General features: G+C 64.4%; 11 protein-coding genes. 4 read left to right on the forward strand and 7 right to left on the reverse strand.

Going from position 1 to position 14698, the window contains the following annotated elements:
- The 6 genes from ACFQ6Y_RS27855 to ACFQ6Y_RS27880 all read right to left on the reverse strand — a co-directional run bounded on the left by ACFQ6Y_RS27855 (position 1) and on the right by ACFQ6Y_RS27880 (position 5455).
- Positions 1-1059 (reverse strand): isopenicillin N synthase family dioxygenase, encoded by a 1059-nt coding sequence (locus tag ACFQ6Y_RS27855; protein WP_378639779.1) that lies wholly within the window; start codon positions 1057-1059, stop codon positions 1-3.
- Positions 1060-1228: 169 nt separating this feature from the next.
- Entirely contained in the window at positions 1229-2332 is a 1104-nt protein-coding gene (locus ACFQ6Y_RS27860) for an inositol-3-phosphate synthase (RefSeq protein WP_378639781.1), read from the reverse strand.
- Positions 2325-2888: a PadR family transcriptional regulator gene (locus ACFQ6Y_RS27865; protein WP_003946014.1), complete on the reverse strand. Its 564-nt coding sequence runs from the start codon at positions 2886-2888 to the stop codon at positions 2325-2327. The genes ACFQ6Y_RS27860 and ACFQ6Y_RS27865 overlap by 8 nt, the downstream gene beginning before the upstream one ends.
- Positions 2889-3004: 116 nt before the next feature.
- On the reverse strand, positions 3005-3775 hold the full coding sequence (locus tag ACFQ6Y_RS27870) for a DUF1707 domain-containing protein (RefSeq protein ID WP_378639783.1): 771 nt from the start codon (positions 3773-3775) through the stop codon (positions 3005-3007).
- Positions 3776-3784: 9 nt separating this feature from the next.
- The gene (locus tag ACFQ6Y_RS27875) at positions 3785-4606 is read right to left on the reverse strand and encodes a DUF1707 domain-containing protein (protein ID WP_378541418.1); all 822 of its coding nucleotides are present in this window, start codon (positions 4604-4606) and stop codon (positions 3785-3787) included.
- Positions 4607-4615: 9 nt separating this feature from the next.
- Positions 4616-5455, reverse strand: coding sequence for a DUF1707 domain-containing protein (locus tag ACFQ6Y_RS27880; RefSeq protein WP_378639786.1), 840 nt, complete (start codon positions 5453-5455; stop codon positions 4616-4618).
- Between the two features lie 128 nt (positions 5456-5583).
- Here ACFQ6Y_RS27880 and ACFQ6Y_RS27885 point away from each other — a divergent pair, with 128 nt between their 5' ends.
- The 3 genes from ACFQ6Y_RS27885 (at position 5584) to ACFQ6Y_RS27895 (ending at position 10360) form a co-directional block, all read left to right on the forward strand.
- The gene (locus ACFQ6Y_RS27885; RefSeq protein ID WP_042448217.1) at positions 5584-6003 is read left to right on the forward strand and encodes a DUF5318 family protein; all 420 of its coding nucleotides are present in this window, start codon (positions 5584-5586) and stop codon (positions 6001-6003) included.
- A 589-nt stretch (positions 6004-6592) separates the two neighbouring features.
- Positions 6593-8743, forward strand: a complete 2151-nt coding sequence (locus ACFQ6Y_RS27890; protein ID WP_378640048.1) for a transglycosylase domain-containing protein — start codon at positions 6593-6595, stop codon at positions 8741-8743.
- A gap of 39 nt (positions 8744-8782) precedes the next feature.
- Complete coding sequence (locus ACFQ6Y_RS27895; RefSeq protein ID WP_378530127.1) at positions 8783-10360, forward strand: glycosyltransferase family 87 protein; 1578 nt, start codon at positions 8783-8785, stop codon at positions 10358-10360.
- Between the two features lie 2 nt (positions 10361-10362).
- On the opposite strand, the gene ACFQ6Y_RS27900 is transcribed toward ACFQ6Y_RS27895, so the two are convergent.
- Positions 10363-10662 carry a helix-turn-helix transcriptional regulator gene (locus ACFQ6Y_RS27900; protein ID WP_378448469.1) on the reverse strand — a complete coding sequence of 100 codons (300 nt, stop codon included), beginning with the start codon at positions 10660-10662 and terminating at the stop codon, positions 10363-10365.
- Between the two features lie 187 nt (positions 10663-10849).
- Here ACFQ6Y_RS27900 and ACFQ6Y_RS27905 point away from each other — a divergent pair, with 187 nt between their 5' ends.
- On the forward strand, positions 10850-14692 hold the full coding sequence (locus ACFQ6Y_RS27905) for a helix-turn-helix domain-containing protein (RefSeq protein WP_378639789.1): 3843 nt from the start codon (positions 10850-10852) through the stop codon (positions 14690-14692).
- Positions 14693-14698: the final 6 nt, after the last annotated feature.

Here is a 14698-nt window from a genome sequence, read left to right on the forward strand (position 1 = left end):
TCAGGTAGCGCTTTGTGCCGCAACGATATCCGGCCACCATCGGGCCGCGACATCAGGATGCGCGCGTAGTCGACTCTTGAGGGCGTTCGCCCCGTAGGAATCGTGGATCGGGTTGTTCGCGTCCACGGTGACGCCGGTGGCGCGCGCCGCCAACTCGGGCGGCAGGTCGAACTCCGGGATCTGTGCCGCATAGTTCGGGTTGAAGAAGAACGGCACCGAGATGCGTTCGCCGTCGCCTTCGGGTGAAATTACCCGGTGCACAGTCGCTTTCAGGTAGCCGCCGGTTGCCACCTCGAGCAGTTCGCCGATGTTGACCACCAGCGCCCCGTCGATCGGCGGTGCGTCGATCCAGTCGCCGTCGTGCTCGACCTGCAGACCACCCTTGCCTGGTTCGACATAGAGCAGAGTCAGCACGCCCGCGTCCTTGTGCCCGCCGACGCCCTGGGAGCCGGCACCTTCCGGGCGTCCGGGGTAACGCACCACTTTGATGAGGATCGACGGATCGTGAGCGAACGCGTCGTCGAAGATGTTTGCATCCTGGCCCAGTGCTACCGCCCATTCGCGCAAGAGGCTCAATGCGATCGCGGTGAGCGTGTCGTTCCACTCGGTGATGACGTCGCGAAGTTCGGGAAGGGCGTCGGGCCACTGGTTCGGCCCCTGCAGGATCTCCCAGGCCGGTGAGGTGTCGGTGCGCTCGGCGGCGGGCTGTTCGGCGCCGATGTCGATCTGCTCGCGCCAGTCCTGCTTGCCTTCGGTCAGTTCACCGCCGAGCCTGGTGTACCCACGGAAGTGCGGGCTGCGGACGTTCTCGATCGCGAGCTTCTCGGCAGTCGGAAGCGCGAAGAACTCGCGGGCGACGTCGAGGAGGCGTCGCTGCAGGTCGTCGGGAATTCCGTGGCCGACAAGATAGAAGAATCCGACCTCGTGGGTGGCCTCGCGGAGCTGAGTGCGGAACTGCTCGGCGGTGTCGGGATTCTGCGCCAGCGACAGATCGAGCACTGGCAGCGACGTAATCGACATGGGGTCCTCGATCCGTGTGATGGTTCTGATGTCCATCATTCCACGCTGATCGGCACACGGACCCGCGCGGCGATTCAGCAGCCGCAGGCGTGATTACCCGCGCGGATGCGGAAACACCCTGCGGATAACAGAATCGGGGCCTTGCGCCGTTGGCGCAAGACCCCGAATCAGCGTGAGCCTAAATAAGCTTCGTCGGCCCGGCGTAGACCTACGCTTCGTCAGCGCCGATGATGAAAGCCTCGAGCTCGGTGCGAGCCTTGTCGTCAGCCATCTGGACCGGCGGGGACTTCATCAGGTAAGCGGAAGCCGGGTAGACCGGTCCACCGATGCCGCGGTCCTTGGCGATCTTGGCTGCGCGGACGGCGTCGATGATGATGCCGGCAGAGTTGGGCGAATCCCAGACCTCGAGCTTGTACTCCAGGTTCAGGGGAGCGTCACCGAAGGCGCGGCCTTCGAGGCGGACGTATGCCCACTTGCGGTCGTCGAGCCACTCCACGTAGTCCGAGGGACCGATGTGAACGTTGCGGTCGTGAACCTTGCCGGCGAGCGCACCGGTCAGGTTGGACGTCACGGCCTGGGTCTTGGAAACCTTCTTGGACTCCAGGCGATCACGCTCGAGCATGTTCTTGAAGTCCATGTTTCCACCGACGTTGAGCTGGTAGGTGCGGTCCAGCACGACGCCGCGGTCTTCGAACAGCTTCGCCATCACGCGGTGGGTGATGGTGGCGCCGACCTGGCTCTTGATGTCGTCACCGACGATCGGGACGCCGGCGTCCTTGAACTTGGCAGCCCACTCCGGGTCGGAAGCGATGAAGACGGGCAGGGCGTTGACGAATGCCACGCCTGCGTCGATCGCGCACTGTGCGTAGAACTTGTCAGCGTCGTCGGAACCGACGGGCAGGTAGGAAACGAGGACGTCGACCTGAGCGTCCTTGAGTGCCTTGACGACGTCGACGGGCTCGGCGTCGGACAGCTCGATGGTCTCGGCGTAGTACTTGCCGATGCCGTCGAGGGTCGGGCCACGCTGAACGGGAACGTCCAGGGGCGGAACGTCGGCGATCTTGATGGTGTTGTTCTCGCTCGCGAGGATCGCCTCGGAGAGGTCGAAGCCGACCTTCTTGGCGTCGACGTCGAACGCAGCGACGAACTGCACGTCGCGGACGTGGTACTTACCGAACTTGACGTGCATGAGGCCGGGGACCGTCTGGGTCTCGTCGGCATCCTTGTAGTAGTGGACGCCCTGAACCAGGGACGAGGCGCAGTTACCCACGCCCACAATGGCTACGCGCACCGCGGTGCTGTTCTCACCCATGGTCGGGTTCTCCTTCTTTCCGGGATGTTCCTGTTGTCGATTGCTCGGCTGCGATCAATTCGTTGAGCCAACGCACTTCGCGTTCACTCGATTCGAGTCCGAGCTGATGGAGCTGACGGGTATAGCGGTCCAGCGATCCGCTGGCCCGACCGACGGCCTCGCGGAGCCCCTCGCGGCGCTCCTCGACCTGACGTCGCCTGCCTTCGAGGATCCGCATCCGCGCTTCTGCGGGGGTGCGGCTGAAGAAGGCGAGGTGAACGCCGAAACCGTCGTCGGTGTAGTTCTGCGGCCCGGTGTCGGCGACCAGTTCGGTGAACCGTTGCCGACCTTCCGGAGTGAGCTGGTAGACGCGACGCGCCCGACGCTTGAGAGTGCCGGTGGCAGTGTCGACGTCTTCCGAGATCAATCCGTCGGCTTGCATGCGCCGCAGTGCCGGGTACAGCGATCCGTACGAGAACGCGCGGAATGCGCCGAGCAGACCAGTGAGCCGCTTACGCAGCTCGTATCCGTGCATCGGTGACTCGAGGAGCAGCCCGAGGATTGCGAGTTCGAGCAACTGACAAACCTCCCGAGTCGTTGAACCTAACCGCTTGATGCGATAACCAACTATATCGCGCCGATATATAAAACCACACTGCGGCCCGATACGTGTACCAAGGTGTCACGGCTAGATCAGGGCTTGAACGGGTAAATCGACATGATTTCGCCGTCGAGGGCAGCGGTCAGGTACCCGCTCTCGTCGAGGTCGTTGCCGACGTGAATCTGGATGGTCGGAGCATTTTCGGTGCTGTCGACCGAGACGTATCGAGTGGTCGGATTTTGCACCGACGTCGTTGTTCCGGCGCCGTCGAGCAGGGCGATCACGATGCGAGGATCGAGCTGTGTGACGTCGATCTGTGCCACGTCGGGTTCGCGCGATCCTCCTGAAGTCGTGTCCTCGAGATCGCCTCGGTAGTAGCTGTCCAGGCTCTTGCGCGGCGCGGCAGGATCGGCGCGTGTTACGCGTGCATAAGTGGGATAGATGGTCATCTCGTCGACCAGTCCGCTGCCGTACTCCGTTTCGATGGCACGGAACATCGCACCCAGGCCGTCGACGGTGTGCAACTGTGGCTCGGGGCTGGAGAAGATCGTGACGTCGGACGCGGCGTATTTGATTCCGAAACCGATAGCCGAGACCAGTGACAGAGCGATGATCACAACGGCGATCCAACGCGTGTCCAGCGAAGGTTCTTTCCGAAGAACGGGTAGGGACGCCTCGGTCTGCAGGTCGAACGTCAATTCTTCGAGATCGCCGAGAGTGACTGCAACCGCGGCGAGTTCGGTCAATTCGTCGTGCTCGGCCGCGGTGAGTTGCCCGTCGGCGAAGGCGGAGTCCAGCACTGCGCAGGTGGCCTCGCGGTCGGCGTCGCGAGCACGGGTGGTCCGGGTCAGATCGTTCGGCATGTCCGAGGCCTATCGAGGAGTGAAGGGAGACAAGCGGATCGGGCGGCCATCCGGGGTCAGCTCCATCGAGCCGCTCGCGCCGAGTTCGTTGTCCACGTAGATGGAAATACGTGGATCTTGGCCCGACGAACTCATGCTGATGTGTGAGACCTTGGCGTCGGGGACGTTGAGATTGGCGGACGCTCCGGCCAGGTATCCGGCGAGTTTGTCGATGTCGACCGAGGCGAGGTCGAAGGTAGTCGTGCTGGCCGCCCGGGTCGACGTGCTGTCGCCTGGTGTGAAACCGCCTCGAAAGTCGATGTCCTCCTCCAGATTCGGCGAGACAGCGGCGGCGCGAGTGACGCTTGCATGGCCGTCGTAGAAGTTGGCGGAATCGATCAGCGTCGTGCCGTACTTGGCGCTGTATCTGGTGATGAATTCCCCGATCCCGCTTGCAGTGACCGTGTTCAGCGTCGAACTCACAATGGGGGCAAGCGGTCCGACCGGTTCGGCTGCAGCCGGTGGAGGCGGTGGGGGTGAATCGTCGGCGGACAAGGTGAGGAACCCGATCATGCCCGCGAAGACAACCGAAGCGGCCGCGAGGTACCAGATCTTGTCGATACGACGAACTTTGGCGACGGCGTTACGCAGCGTCGCTTTCTGCAGATCGCGGACCAGTAGATCGAGCTGGCCGAGAGTGGTCGCGGTCATGGCCGATGCCGTTCGGTTCGCATGCTCGTCCGCCGTGATCTGTCCGTCGGACAGGGCGGAGTCGAGAACGGCGCAGGTGTCGGAACGGTCGACGTCGCGCGCGCGGGTGCGCGTAGAGGTAGTAGTCGGGGACCCACTCACCGGCTCACCCTAGCTCCCGTACGGGTAGGAACGAGAGATCTCGCCCCATGGCGTGACTTCGATGCGTCCTTGGTGACCGAGTCCGTTCTCCGCATAGATCGCGATCTCCGGGACGCCGTAGTTCGCATCCATGATCAAGTGCGTGATCGCGGCGTCCGAAACGTTGACATAGCCGCCGATGTTCGCCATGTACGGCGCGAGTTTGTCGATCTCGATGGAGCCGAGGTCGAACGTCGGCTGATCGCTTCTGCGAGGGGTGTTGTTCGGCTCGATCTGGAATCCACCCCAGAAGCTGATGCGCTGGGTCTGAGCCGGTGCACCGGGTGCTGCGCGTTGGACCGAGGAATGCTTCTCGTGGAAGCTCGCGCCGTCGACGAACATGTCGCCGAACTCTTCTCGATACCTCTCGATGAATGCTCCGATTCCTTCCGGCGTCAACGTGTCGATGTGTGCGATCAGGATCGGTTCGACGGTGGGCTCCGGCACCGGGGTGGTGGTCGGCAAGGGCGGAGCCAGGGAAGTAGTGCTGGCATAACTGGCTGTGATGTCTTCCGAGGGCGTCAACGGTGACCGACTCCACGCCACTGCGGCGATCGCGCCGACGACGATCAGAGCGGCAGCGCCGAGGTACCCGGCCTTTCGTGTCGTCGACGTGCGAGGCGCCGTTCTGGTCTCGATCTTCGGCACCTGCAGATCGTTGACCAGGCGTGCGAGCGCGAGCAGGGTCTTCGCGGCCTTCGCCTTCTCGGTCCGTTCGAAGTAGTCCTCTGCGCTCAACTGCCCTTCGGCGTATGCAGCTTCCAATACATTGCACGTTTCGACGCGATCGAGATCACGAGCACGCGTCATCGGAGAACGGGAAGACTTCACAGGAAGTGATCGTAATGGCTGGTCGCCATGCCCCCGGCCCCCGAAATGTGTTCATCGTGACCCTCCCGAACCGTCCGTCGGGGCGCGGACGCACGTACGCTGGTCAGGTGCGGATACAGCGGCAAGTTGTGGACTACGCGCTCGCGCGTCGGTCTGTGCTGGCCGAAGTGTCTGCGGGTAGGACCGACGTCAAGCAAGTGTGTGACGCCGATCCGTACCTACTCAGAGCCGCGAAGTTCCACGGCCGGGGCAGCGACGTCGTCTGCCCCATTTGCCGCAAGGAACAGTTGACGCTCGTGTCCTGGGTGTTCGGCGACAAGCTCGGCCAAGTTTCGGGATCCGCCCGGACCTCGGACGAGCTCGCTCGGCTTGCGGAAACAGCAGAGGAGTTCACGGTGCACGTTGTAGAGGTGTGCCGTACCTGCAGTTGGAACCACTTGGTGCAGTCCTATGTGCTCGGCGCAGTACCTGCGCCGCCGCGACCGCGGCGAGCACGCCCACCAAGCCGGCGCACCGCCAGCGAGTAACGCCACACCCGAAGAAGGGCCCGATCGAAGTCTGCACGTGATCGGTCCGTGACCACTGGAGATTTGATTCGTGAGTTCCCCCAGCAACAACAACCCGGGAGGCAACAACCCGGGTGGCCGTCCCGTCGGTCCCAACCGTCCCGCCGGACCTCCTCAGGGTCGTCCGCCGCAGGGACGTCCGATAGGTCCACCACTGCAGGGTCCGCCGCCCCAGGGTCGGCCTCCGATGGGCCCACCCCCTCAGGGTCGCCCGCCGCAAGGTCGGCCGATGGGACCTCCGCCGCAGGGTCGTCGGCCGCAAGGTCGACCTTCCGGCCCGCCTCCTCAGGGCCGTCCCGCCGGACCCCCGCCGCAGGGTCGTCCGCCGCAGGGACCTGCCGGCCCGCCGCCACAGGATCGCGCGGGACGTGATCGCGCCGCCGGCGCTCAGGCAAACGAACCGACCCAGCGCGTCGCAGCAGCAGCAGCGACCACTCGTACCAACGCGGGCACTCGCCCGCCGGTCGGACCTCCGCCGACGAAGCCGCCGACTGGTGGCTCCGGTGGGGGTGGCAATGACGGACAACCCCCGAAGGGAAGAAAGAGCACCGTGAAGAAGAAGTCCAAGTGGCGCACAGTTCGCCGCTCGGCCTACGTCTTGGTGGCGCTCGGTCTTGTTCTGCCCGTTCTTGCCTTCATGGCCGCGTACATCGTGCAGGACGTCCCCAAGCCAGGCGACCAAAAGACCAATCAGGTGGCGACGGTCTTTGCCTCGGACGGCACCACGGTGATCAGCACCGTGGTCCCGCCGGACGAAGGTAACCGCGTCGAGGTCTCGCTCGATCAGGTGCCGATGCACGTTCGCAACGCCGTTCTGGCCGCGGAGGACCGCGATTTCTACTCGAACCCGGGCTTCTCGATCTCCGGTTTCGCGCGCGCAGCCCGAGACAACGTCCTCGGTCGCGACAGCGCCGGTGGTGGCTCGACCATCACGCAGCAGTACGTGAAGACGGCGCTCGTCGGCTCGGAGCGTTCGCTGACGCGAAAGATGAAGGAACTCGTACTTTCCTCGAAGATGGCCAACGAGTGGTCCAAGGACGACATTCTTGCCGCATACCTGAACACCATCTACTTCGGTCGTGGTGCGTACGGAATCGAAGCCGCGTCCAAGGCTTACTTCGGTAAGCCTGTCGACCAGCTGTCCATCGAGGAAGGCGCCGTCCTGGCGTCGTCGATTCAGCTTCCGTCGCTCCTCGACCCCGAAACCAACCCGACCGGTGCCAAGTCCCGTTGGAATTACGTGCTCGACGGCATGGTGTCCGCCGGCACGCTGGATCAGGCTGCGCGCACGCCGATGCAGTACCCCGGTTACATCCCGCTCGCCCAGGTCGACAACAGCAGCCAAGGCTCGACCGGACCCGAGGGCCTGATCAAGCGTCAGGTGCTCAAAGAGATCGGCGACGCCGGAATCAGCGAGCAGTTGCTCAATACCGAGGGTCTGCAGATCACCACGACCATCGACCCGCAGGCGCAGGCCGCAGCGGTCGAGGCAGCGCGTTCCAACATGAAGGGTGAGCCGGAGAATCTGCGTACCGCAGTTGTCTCGGTCGACCCGAAGACCGGAGCGGTCAAGGCGTACTACGGCGGTGAGGACGGCGCGGGATACGACTTCGCGAATGCCGGACTTCAGACCGGTTCCTCGTTCAAGGTGTTCGGCCTCGCAGCCGCCCTGGATCAGGGAATTCCGCTATCGCAGATGTACGACAGCTCGCCGCTGACCGTCAACGGCATCTCCATCGGCAACGTCGAAGGAGAAAGCTGCGGCACCTGCACCATCGCCGAAGCACTCAAGCGTTCGCTGAACACCAGCTTCTACCGTCAGATGCTCAGCCTCGACGGCAACGGCCCGCAGGCAATCGCGGACATCGCTCACAAGGCCGGCATCCCGAAGGACATCCCGGGCGTCGGCCCGTCGCTCACCGAGGCCGACGGTTCCGGTCCCAACAACGGCATCGTGCTCGGCCAGTACCAGGCCCGCGTGCTCGACATGGCGTCGTCGTACGCGACGCTCGCCGCGTCCGGCACGTATCACGCACCGCACTTCGTACAGAAGGTCGTCGCGGCCGACGGCACCGTGCTGCTGGACCGCGGCGCACCCGCGGGTGAGGACCGCATCGACGCTGCCGTGGCGGACAACGTGACGGCTGCGATGCAGCCGATCGCGGCGTACTCACGCGGTCACAACCTGGCCGGCGGACGTCTGTCGGCGTCGAAGACAGGTACCGCGCAGCTCGGTGACACCGGAGCCAACAAGGACGCGTGGATGGTCGGCTACACGCCGTCACTCTCGACCGCGGTCTGGGTCGGAACGCCCGACGGTGAAGCGATCACCAATTCCGGTGGCGCGATGATCTACGGCTCGGGTCTGCCTTCGGACATCTGGAAGGACACGATGGACGGCGCCCTCGACGGCACCGACAACGAGAAGTTCCCGACGCCGGGCAAGATCAACGGCCAAGCCGGTGGTGTTCCGGAGTACACGGCTCCCGCACCGCCCAAGACGTCGGCGCCGCCGACCACCACACCGACGACGACGGAAACCACTCCGCCGCCTGTGGTGACGACGACTCAGGTCGAGGTTCTGCCGGGCATCACCATCCCGATTCCTGGCATCTCCCGGCCGACGACAACCACGCCGCAGGTACCCGGGGCAGGCGAGACCACCGAGGAAGAACCGGCAGGTGTGAGCCCCGGCCAGTAGTTGGAGGGTGGTCGGTTCGAAAGACGGTAACCTCGCGGAGTGGCCGCGAATGCTGATGATGCCGAACCGACCTCCCCCGCTCCGCTGGCCGAAGATCTTCGTTCGGCGGATTGGCGGGACGTTCCCAGTCGCAACGATGCGTTGGTGTCTGCGCTGTCGGGAACCGTCGGCGGTCCGGTAGGTCGTCACGCACTGATCGGGCGCACTCGCTTCTTCACACCGATGCGAGTGATCCTTCTGCTCGCCGTGGTGTTCTTGGCTTTCGGCTGGTTCGCCAAGGCGGGCTGTATTCAGCAGTCGCCGGTCGGCGAGAGCGGGCAGGTTGGCCTCGACTGGAGCGGCAGCCGTCAGTACGTGGCGATGTGTTACTCCGACACCGTTCCGCTGTACGGAGCCGAACGCCTCGATCAGGGCGCCTTCCCGTACAAGACGTCGTGGGAAGAAGTGCGCGGCGACGGTTCGATCCAGATGCGGTACATGGAGTATCCGGTCATCTCGGGGCTCTATCAGTACGGTGCGATGAAGGTCGCCAAGGCGTGGGATTCGATCACCTGGCTGCCGGGCGCTATTCAGGTGGCGCTCTATTTCAACGTCGTCGCATTCGGGTTGGCGTTGGCGTGGCTGGTGACCGTGTGGGCGAGCACCCTGCTGGCCGGACGACGAGTGTGGGACGGCGCGCTGATCGCCTGTTCCCCGTTGGTGATCGTGCACGTGTTCACGAACTTCGATCCGCTGGCGACGGCGTTCGCGGCCGGCGGGTTGTTGGCGTGGGCACGTAAGCGTCCGGTACTCGCGGGAATTCTGCTCGGCCTCGGCGGCGCCGCGAAGCTGTACCCGCTGCTCCTACTCGGACCGCTTTTCGTCTTGTGTCTGCGTGCGGGCAAGACGCGGGACTGGCTGGTGACCGCTCTCAGCGCCGTCGCGGCCTGGCTTGCGGTGAACCTGCCGATCGCCGCGCTGTACCCCCACGGTTGGTACGAGTTCTTCCGTCTCAACTCCGAGCGCGGGGCCGATCCGGATTCCCTCTACAACGTGATCGCGTCGTTCACGTCGTGGAAGGGCCTTGACGGTCCCCTCGCGCAAGGTGAGTCGCCGTCGAATCTCAACGCCGTCTCCCTGCTGCTGTTTGTCGCCGTCTGCATCGGTGTCGGCTACGTCGCCCTGACGGCGCAGCGTCGTCCGCGCGTAGCGCAATTGTGCTTCCTGCTCGTCGCGGGCTTCCTGATCACCAACAAGGTGTGGAGCCCGCAGTATTCGCTGTGGCTGGTGCCGCTGGCCGTGTTGGCGTTGCCGCACCGAAGACTGTTGCTCGCGTGGATGACCATCGACGCCCTGGTCTGGGTTCCACGAATGATGTATTACCTCGGGGTGTCCAACAAGGGTCTGCCGGAGCAGTGGTTCACCGGAACCGTCGTGATCCGGGACATCGCGGTGCTTGTTCTGTGCGCGCTGGTGCTGCGGCAGATTTACCGCCCGTCGGAAGATCTTGTGCGATACGGGTTCATCGACGATCCGGCGGGCGGTGTTCTCGATCAGGCGCCGGACAAACAGCCTGCCTGGCTACCCGGTTGGCTGAAGCCGTCCAAGGCGAAGGAACCGGAACCCGTCACGGTCTGAGTTCACCACTCGTCGAGGGTGGTGTACCCGTCCTGAACCGCGCGGGCGAACAACGCTGCCTTCGTGGGTGCGGGCCGCCCGACGTCGCTGTACTTCGTGCGGATCCGAGTGATGTGTGTGTTTACGGTGCTGACGCGTAGGCCGAGTGTCTCGGCGACCTCGGACTTGGAATCCGAACGAAGCCAGGCGAGAAGGACTTCGATCTCGCGGACGCTCAGCTTCGGCTTGTGCTTGCCGTGCTTGGGGTTGCCGACTCGGGACACGTTTGCCTCGATCTTCGAAGAAATGCCGATTGCAGACATGCGAGTAGCGCCTTTCGACGGAGGGAATGCGCGTCGACTGCCGTATTTGCAGAAGGGCTGCTGACTTCGGGCGCGACTGAGATCGAGTATTTCGATGGCGGCGTCTCAGTGGAACGGGCGCAGCTCTCTCGATACAGAGTCCATACAACGGACAAATCCCCTACCTGCTCCGATAGAGTGCGTCGCTATGAACTCGAAGGCGGAAGCCGGTACGCACAATCAGGTCGATCCCGCCCAAATCGAGTCGCGTGGGCAGTTTGCTGAGGCGCTCACCGCGCTGCGGAATGCAGCCGGAATGACGGTTCGCGAAGCCGTCGAGCGGTCGGGAGGTTTGCACGGAACTGTCAGCGGATGGTTTGCCGGCCAACACCTGCCGACGCCGGCGAGTACCCCGATGTTTTTTGCGCTCCTCGAGGCCTGCGGCGTCGATTCCGAGGATGAGCGGCAGCGCTGGATCAGTGCGGTGCAACGAGTGAGACAGTTGACGGCCAGACGACGCGGCGACGCCACCGTTCCGTATCGAGGTCTCGAGTCGTTCCGGCAGGAGGACGCCGAGTGGTTCTTCGGTCGAGACGAACTCACTGCCAACTTGGCGGAACGGGTGGCGTCGGCGATACAGGGTGACGGCCGCCGTCAGTTCATGGTGATCGGTGCTTCCGGCTCGGGTAAGTCGTCGTTGCTGCGGGCCGGGCTCGCCCCCAAGATCGCTGGAGACGATCCACGGTTCGACGGCTGGCGGGTGGAAATCCGGCAGCCGGGTACGGGAGGAATCCCGTCGTCGATTTCAGACGAACCAACGGTCTTGATCCTCGATCAGTTCGAGGAACTGTGGACGCAGTGCGACGGTGATCGTCGCGAGGAAATACTGCAGACTCTCGCGGAACTCGGTGAGAACACCATTGTCGTCATCGGCATGCGCGCCGACTTCTACGGGCTCGCGGCGAAGGAACCGCTTTTGGTGCCACTGCTCGACGACTCGCCGATGGTGGTCGGGCCGCTGACCGAAGAGCAGTTGCGCGAAGTGATCGTCGAGCCGGCGGTCAAGGCCGGGATGACCGTGCAGAGCGAATTGGTTCAGGTTCTGGTCGGCGAGCTGACACCACGCGGCTCGCGCACGGCTAGCGACCCCGGCGCTTTGCCCTTGCTCTCACACGCGTTGTTGGGGACCTGGCAACGGTCGACGCGTAAAACGCTGACCGTCTCGGACTACTACGCCACCGACGGGATCGCCGGAGCCGTCCAGCAGAGCGCCGAGGAAGTGTACGGCGAGCTGACGGAGCGGCAGCAGCAGTTGGCGCGCAGGATCTTCCTGCGCTTGGTCAACGTCGACGAAGTGACGCAGACGCGTCGGCGCGCACCGCGCACCGAACTTTTCCTCGGTGACGACGTCGACGACGTGAACACCGTCATCGACCGGTTCGCCTTACGCCGCCTTCTCACCGTCGACGAGGAGACCGTCGAGGTTTCGCACGAGGTGTTGCTGTCCGCGTGGAGTCGGCTTCGCGATTGGATCGACTCGGACCGTGCCGGCCTGGCAGTGCATCGCCGGTTCACGTACGCGGCGCAGGTGTGGGAGGACAGTGGACGCGACCCGGGCGCACTGCTCGGACCCGCCCGTCTTCACCTGACGGAAGAATGGCTGCGTTCGGGCGAGCTCGGTCTCCCGCTGGAACCGAGCCAGACCCGGTCCGCCGACCTCAACGCCACCGAGCGGGAGTATCTCGCCGCGAGCATCGAGCATCGTGATCAGCAGGAGTTCGCCGATCGTCGACGCACACGCGTGCTGAGACGACTCGTGACTGCGTTGGCGGCTGCGTCGGTGATCGCTCTGGTGTTGGCGGTGGTCGCCACCGTCGCCGGTATCGGTGCGAATCGCCAACGCGTCCAGGCGGATACCGCGCGCGACGAGGCGATGTCGCGTCAGGTGGCCACCGAGTCGATCAGGATGCGTGAGCGGGATCCGTCGCTGGCGTCGCAGCTTGCTCTGGCGGCATTTGCGGTCAACGAGACGACCGAAGCCCGCTCGGCATTGCTGGATGCGTCCGGCGTTCATTCGGCTACCCGCATCATCGGACCACCCGGCGCGATGAAGGCCCGGATCAACCCAGCCGGAACTGTTGTGGCGGTAGGCAGTTCGGACGGAAAGGTCAGACTGTATCCGATGGTGGACGGAGTGGCCTCAGCCGTTCCGCAGGCGGAGTTCCTCGGAGTCGCGGAGGGCACGGCTCTCTTTGCTGTCGCCTACAGTCCGGACGGCCGGCTGCTTGCCGCTGGTGGTGCCGGCGGCGCTGCACTCTGGGACGTGTCGGATCCGAAAAATCCGGTACGTGGAACACTGCCCGTCGACGGTGAACGCGTAGTGCAGGACATGGAGTTCAGCCCCGACGGAACCAAATTGGTCGCCGGTACCTCGACGCCCGACGTCCTGCGATGGAACATCGACAGCTCCACGAATGCCGTTGCTTTGCCAGCTCTTCCGCACCCAGCTGACGGCATCGTCACCGCGACGTTCAGCCCCGACGGACGGTTCCTCGTGGCGGGCGGGCGTCAAGCGACACTGCGTGTGTGGGATGTCGCGAAGTGGGGTGAGGAATCGGCGCCGATCTTCGCGACCGAGCCCAACGGCACTACCGTTCACTACCTCGGCGTCGCCTTCAGTCCGGACGGACGTGAGCTTGCGGCGGGAACCACTGGCAGGGAGGTGGTTCGGTGGGACATGAGCGATCCGGCGCGCCCGGCTCCCCTGCCGGCACTGACGGGATTCTCCAGTTACGTCAACGAACTCAACTACGGCAAAGACGGAACACGACTTGCTGCAGGAAGTTCCGACAACTCCGTACGCGTGTGGGACCCGCGAACCGGAGCGTTGATCGAAACACTTCCGGACAGTGGGGCGGTGACCACCGTCGACTACAGCGACGACGGCCGCAACCTGGTCACCGGGGGACTCAACGGTGTGACTCGCGTGTGGGCTCTACCTGGTCCCGTGTGGGCGGGGGCTCGGGACACGATCTTCACCAGTCCCTTTGCCGCGGACGGCTCGCGCCTGGTGGCCGGCGTCGGCGCCAGGGGCGGCGCGATGTTGGCGTGGAACACCGAGGATCTCGATCGCCCCGCGATGATGCCGGAGTTGAAACCGCAAGGGGCCGACACTTTCAGCGGAGCATCGGCGGTCTCGACGGACGGGAACCTGGCCGTGAGCGGCACCGGCGGCGGCGGTGCCTATCTCTGGGACCTGAGTGATCCGGCGTCGCCGCGGATCTACAGCGAACCTGCGGTATATGTGAAGGGCATCGTGGCGGTTGTCGCGCTGAATCCCGGCGGAGATCTGCTGGCAGTGTCCTCGCAGGACGACAACAGTGTGGCCTTGGTCGATGTCTCCGATCCGTCGGCCCCGAAACTGTTGTCGTTGACCGATGTCGGCTCTTACCCGCAGATGATGGCATTTCAACCGGGTGCCGACATACTGGCGATCGCGAACGCCAAGAATGACGTTGATCTGTGGGACGTGTCGAACCCAGCGTCGCCCAGGGTGGCGGCAACGGTGGGCGGGTTCCAAAGTTACGCACTAGCAGTGTCTTTCAGTGCCGACGGAACTCTGTTGGCCGCTGGAAGCGCGGATCACGGTGTCGCCCTGTGGGACGTACGCACTCCGTCGGCGCCCGAGGAACTCGCTCGTCTTGTCGGCCCCGAGGGCGCAATCTATTCGATCTCGTTCAACCGCGCCGGTGATCGGCTCGCTGCCGGTGTCGGCGACGGAACCGTGTGGCTCTGGGACATCGAGACCCCCTCGCAGTCAACACGATTTGCGACGCTGTCCGCCTACCCGGGCCGCGTCAACGACGCTCAGTTCGCCGGCGAGAGTGACATGATCGCGGGCAGCGGGTCGGACAAGACGGTTCGCTTGTGGGGGATCGATCCAGGCAGCGTCGTCGATCGATTGTGCCGCACCGCAGGATCTCCCATCACGGAAGCCGAATGGGAGCGTTACCTGCCCGGTGTTCCCTACCAGGACCCGTGCGCCGGCTGACGTGGG

It is taken from the genome of Rhodococcus sp. NPDC056516 (assembly GCF_042794655.1).
GTDB lineage: Bacteria > Actinomycetota > Actinomycetes > Mycobacteriales > Mycobacteriaceae > Rhodococcus_F.

Excerpts from the sequence above, each read along its gene's own strand:
- ACFQ6Y_RS27900 (WP_378448469.1), bottom strand. The coding sequence starts at position 10,662 with ATGTCTGCAATCGGCATTTCTTCGAAGATCGAGGCAAACGTGTCCCGA.
- ACFQ6Y_RS27860 (WP_378639781.1), bottom strand. The coding sequence starts at position 2,332 with ATGGGTGAGAACAGCACCGCGGTGCGCGTAGCCATTGTGGGCGTGGGT.
- ACFQ6Y_RS27855 (WP_378639779.1), bottom strand. The coding sequence starts at position 1,059 with ATGATGGACATCAGAACCATCACACGGATCGAGGACCCCATGTCGATT.
- ACFQ6Y_RS27905 (WP_378639789.1), top strand. The coding sequence starts at position 10,850 with ATGAACTCGAAGGCGGAAGCCGGTACGCACAATCAGGTCGATCCCGCC.
- ACFQ6Y_RS27870 (WP_378639783.1), bottom strand. The coding sequence starts at position 3,775 with ATGCCGAACGATCTGACCCGGACCACCCGTGCTCGCGACGCCGACCGC.
- ACFQ6Y_RS27880 (WP_378639786.1), bottom strand. The coding sequence starts at position 5,455 with ATGACGCGTGCTCGTGATCTCGATCGCGTCGAAACGTGCAATGTATTG.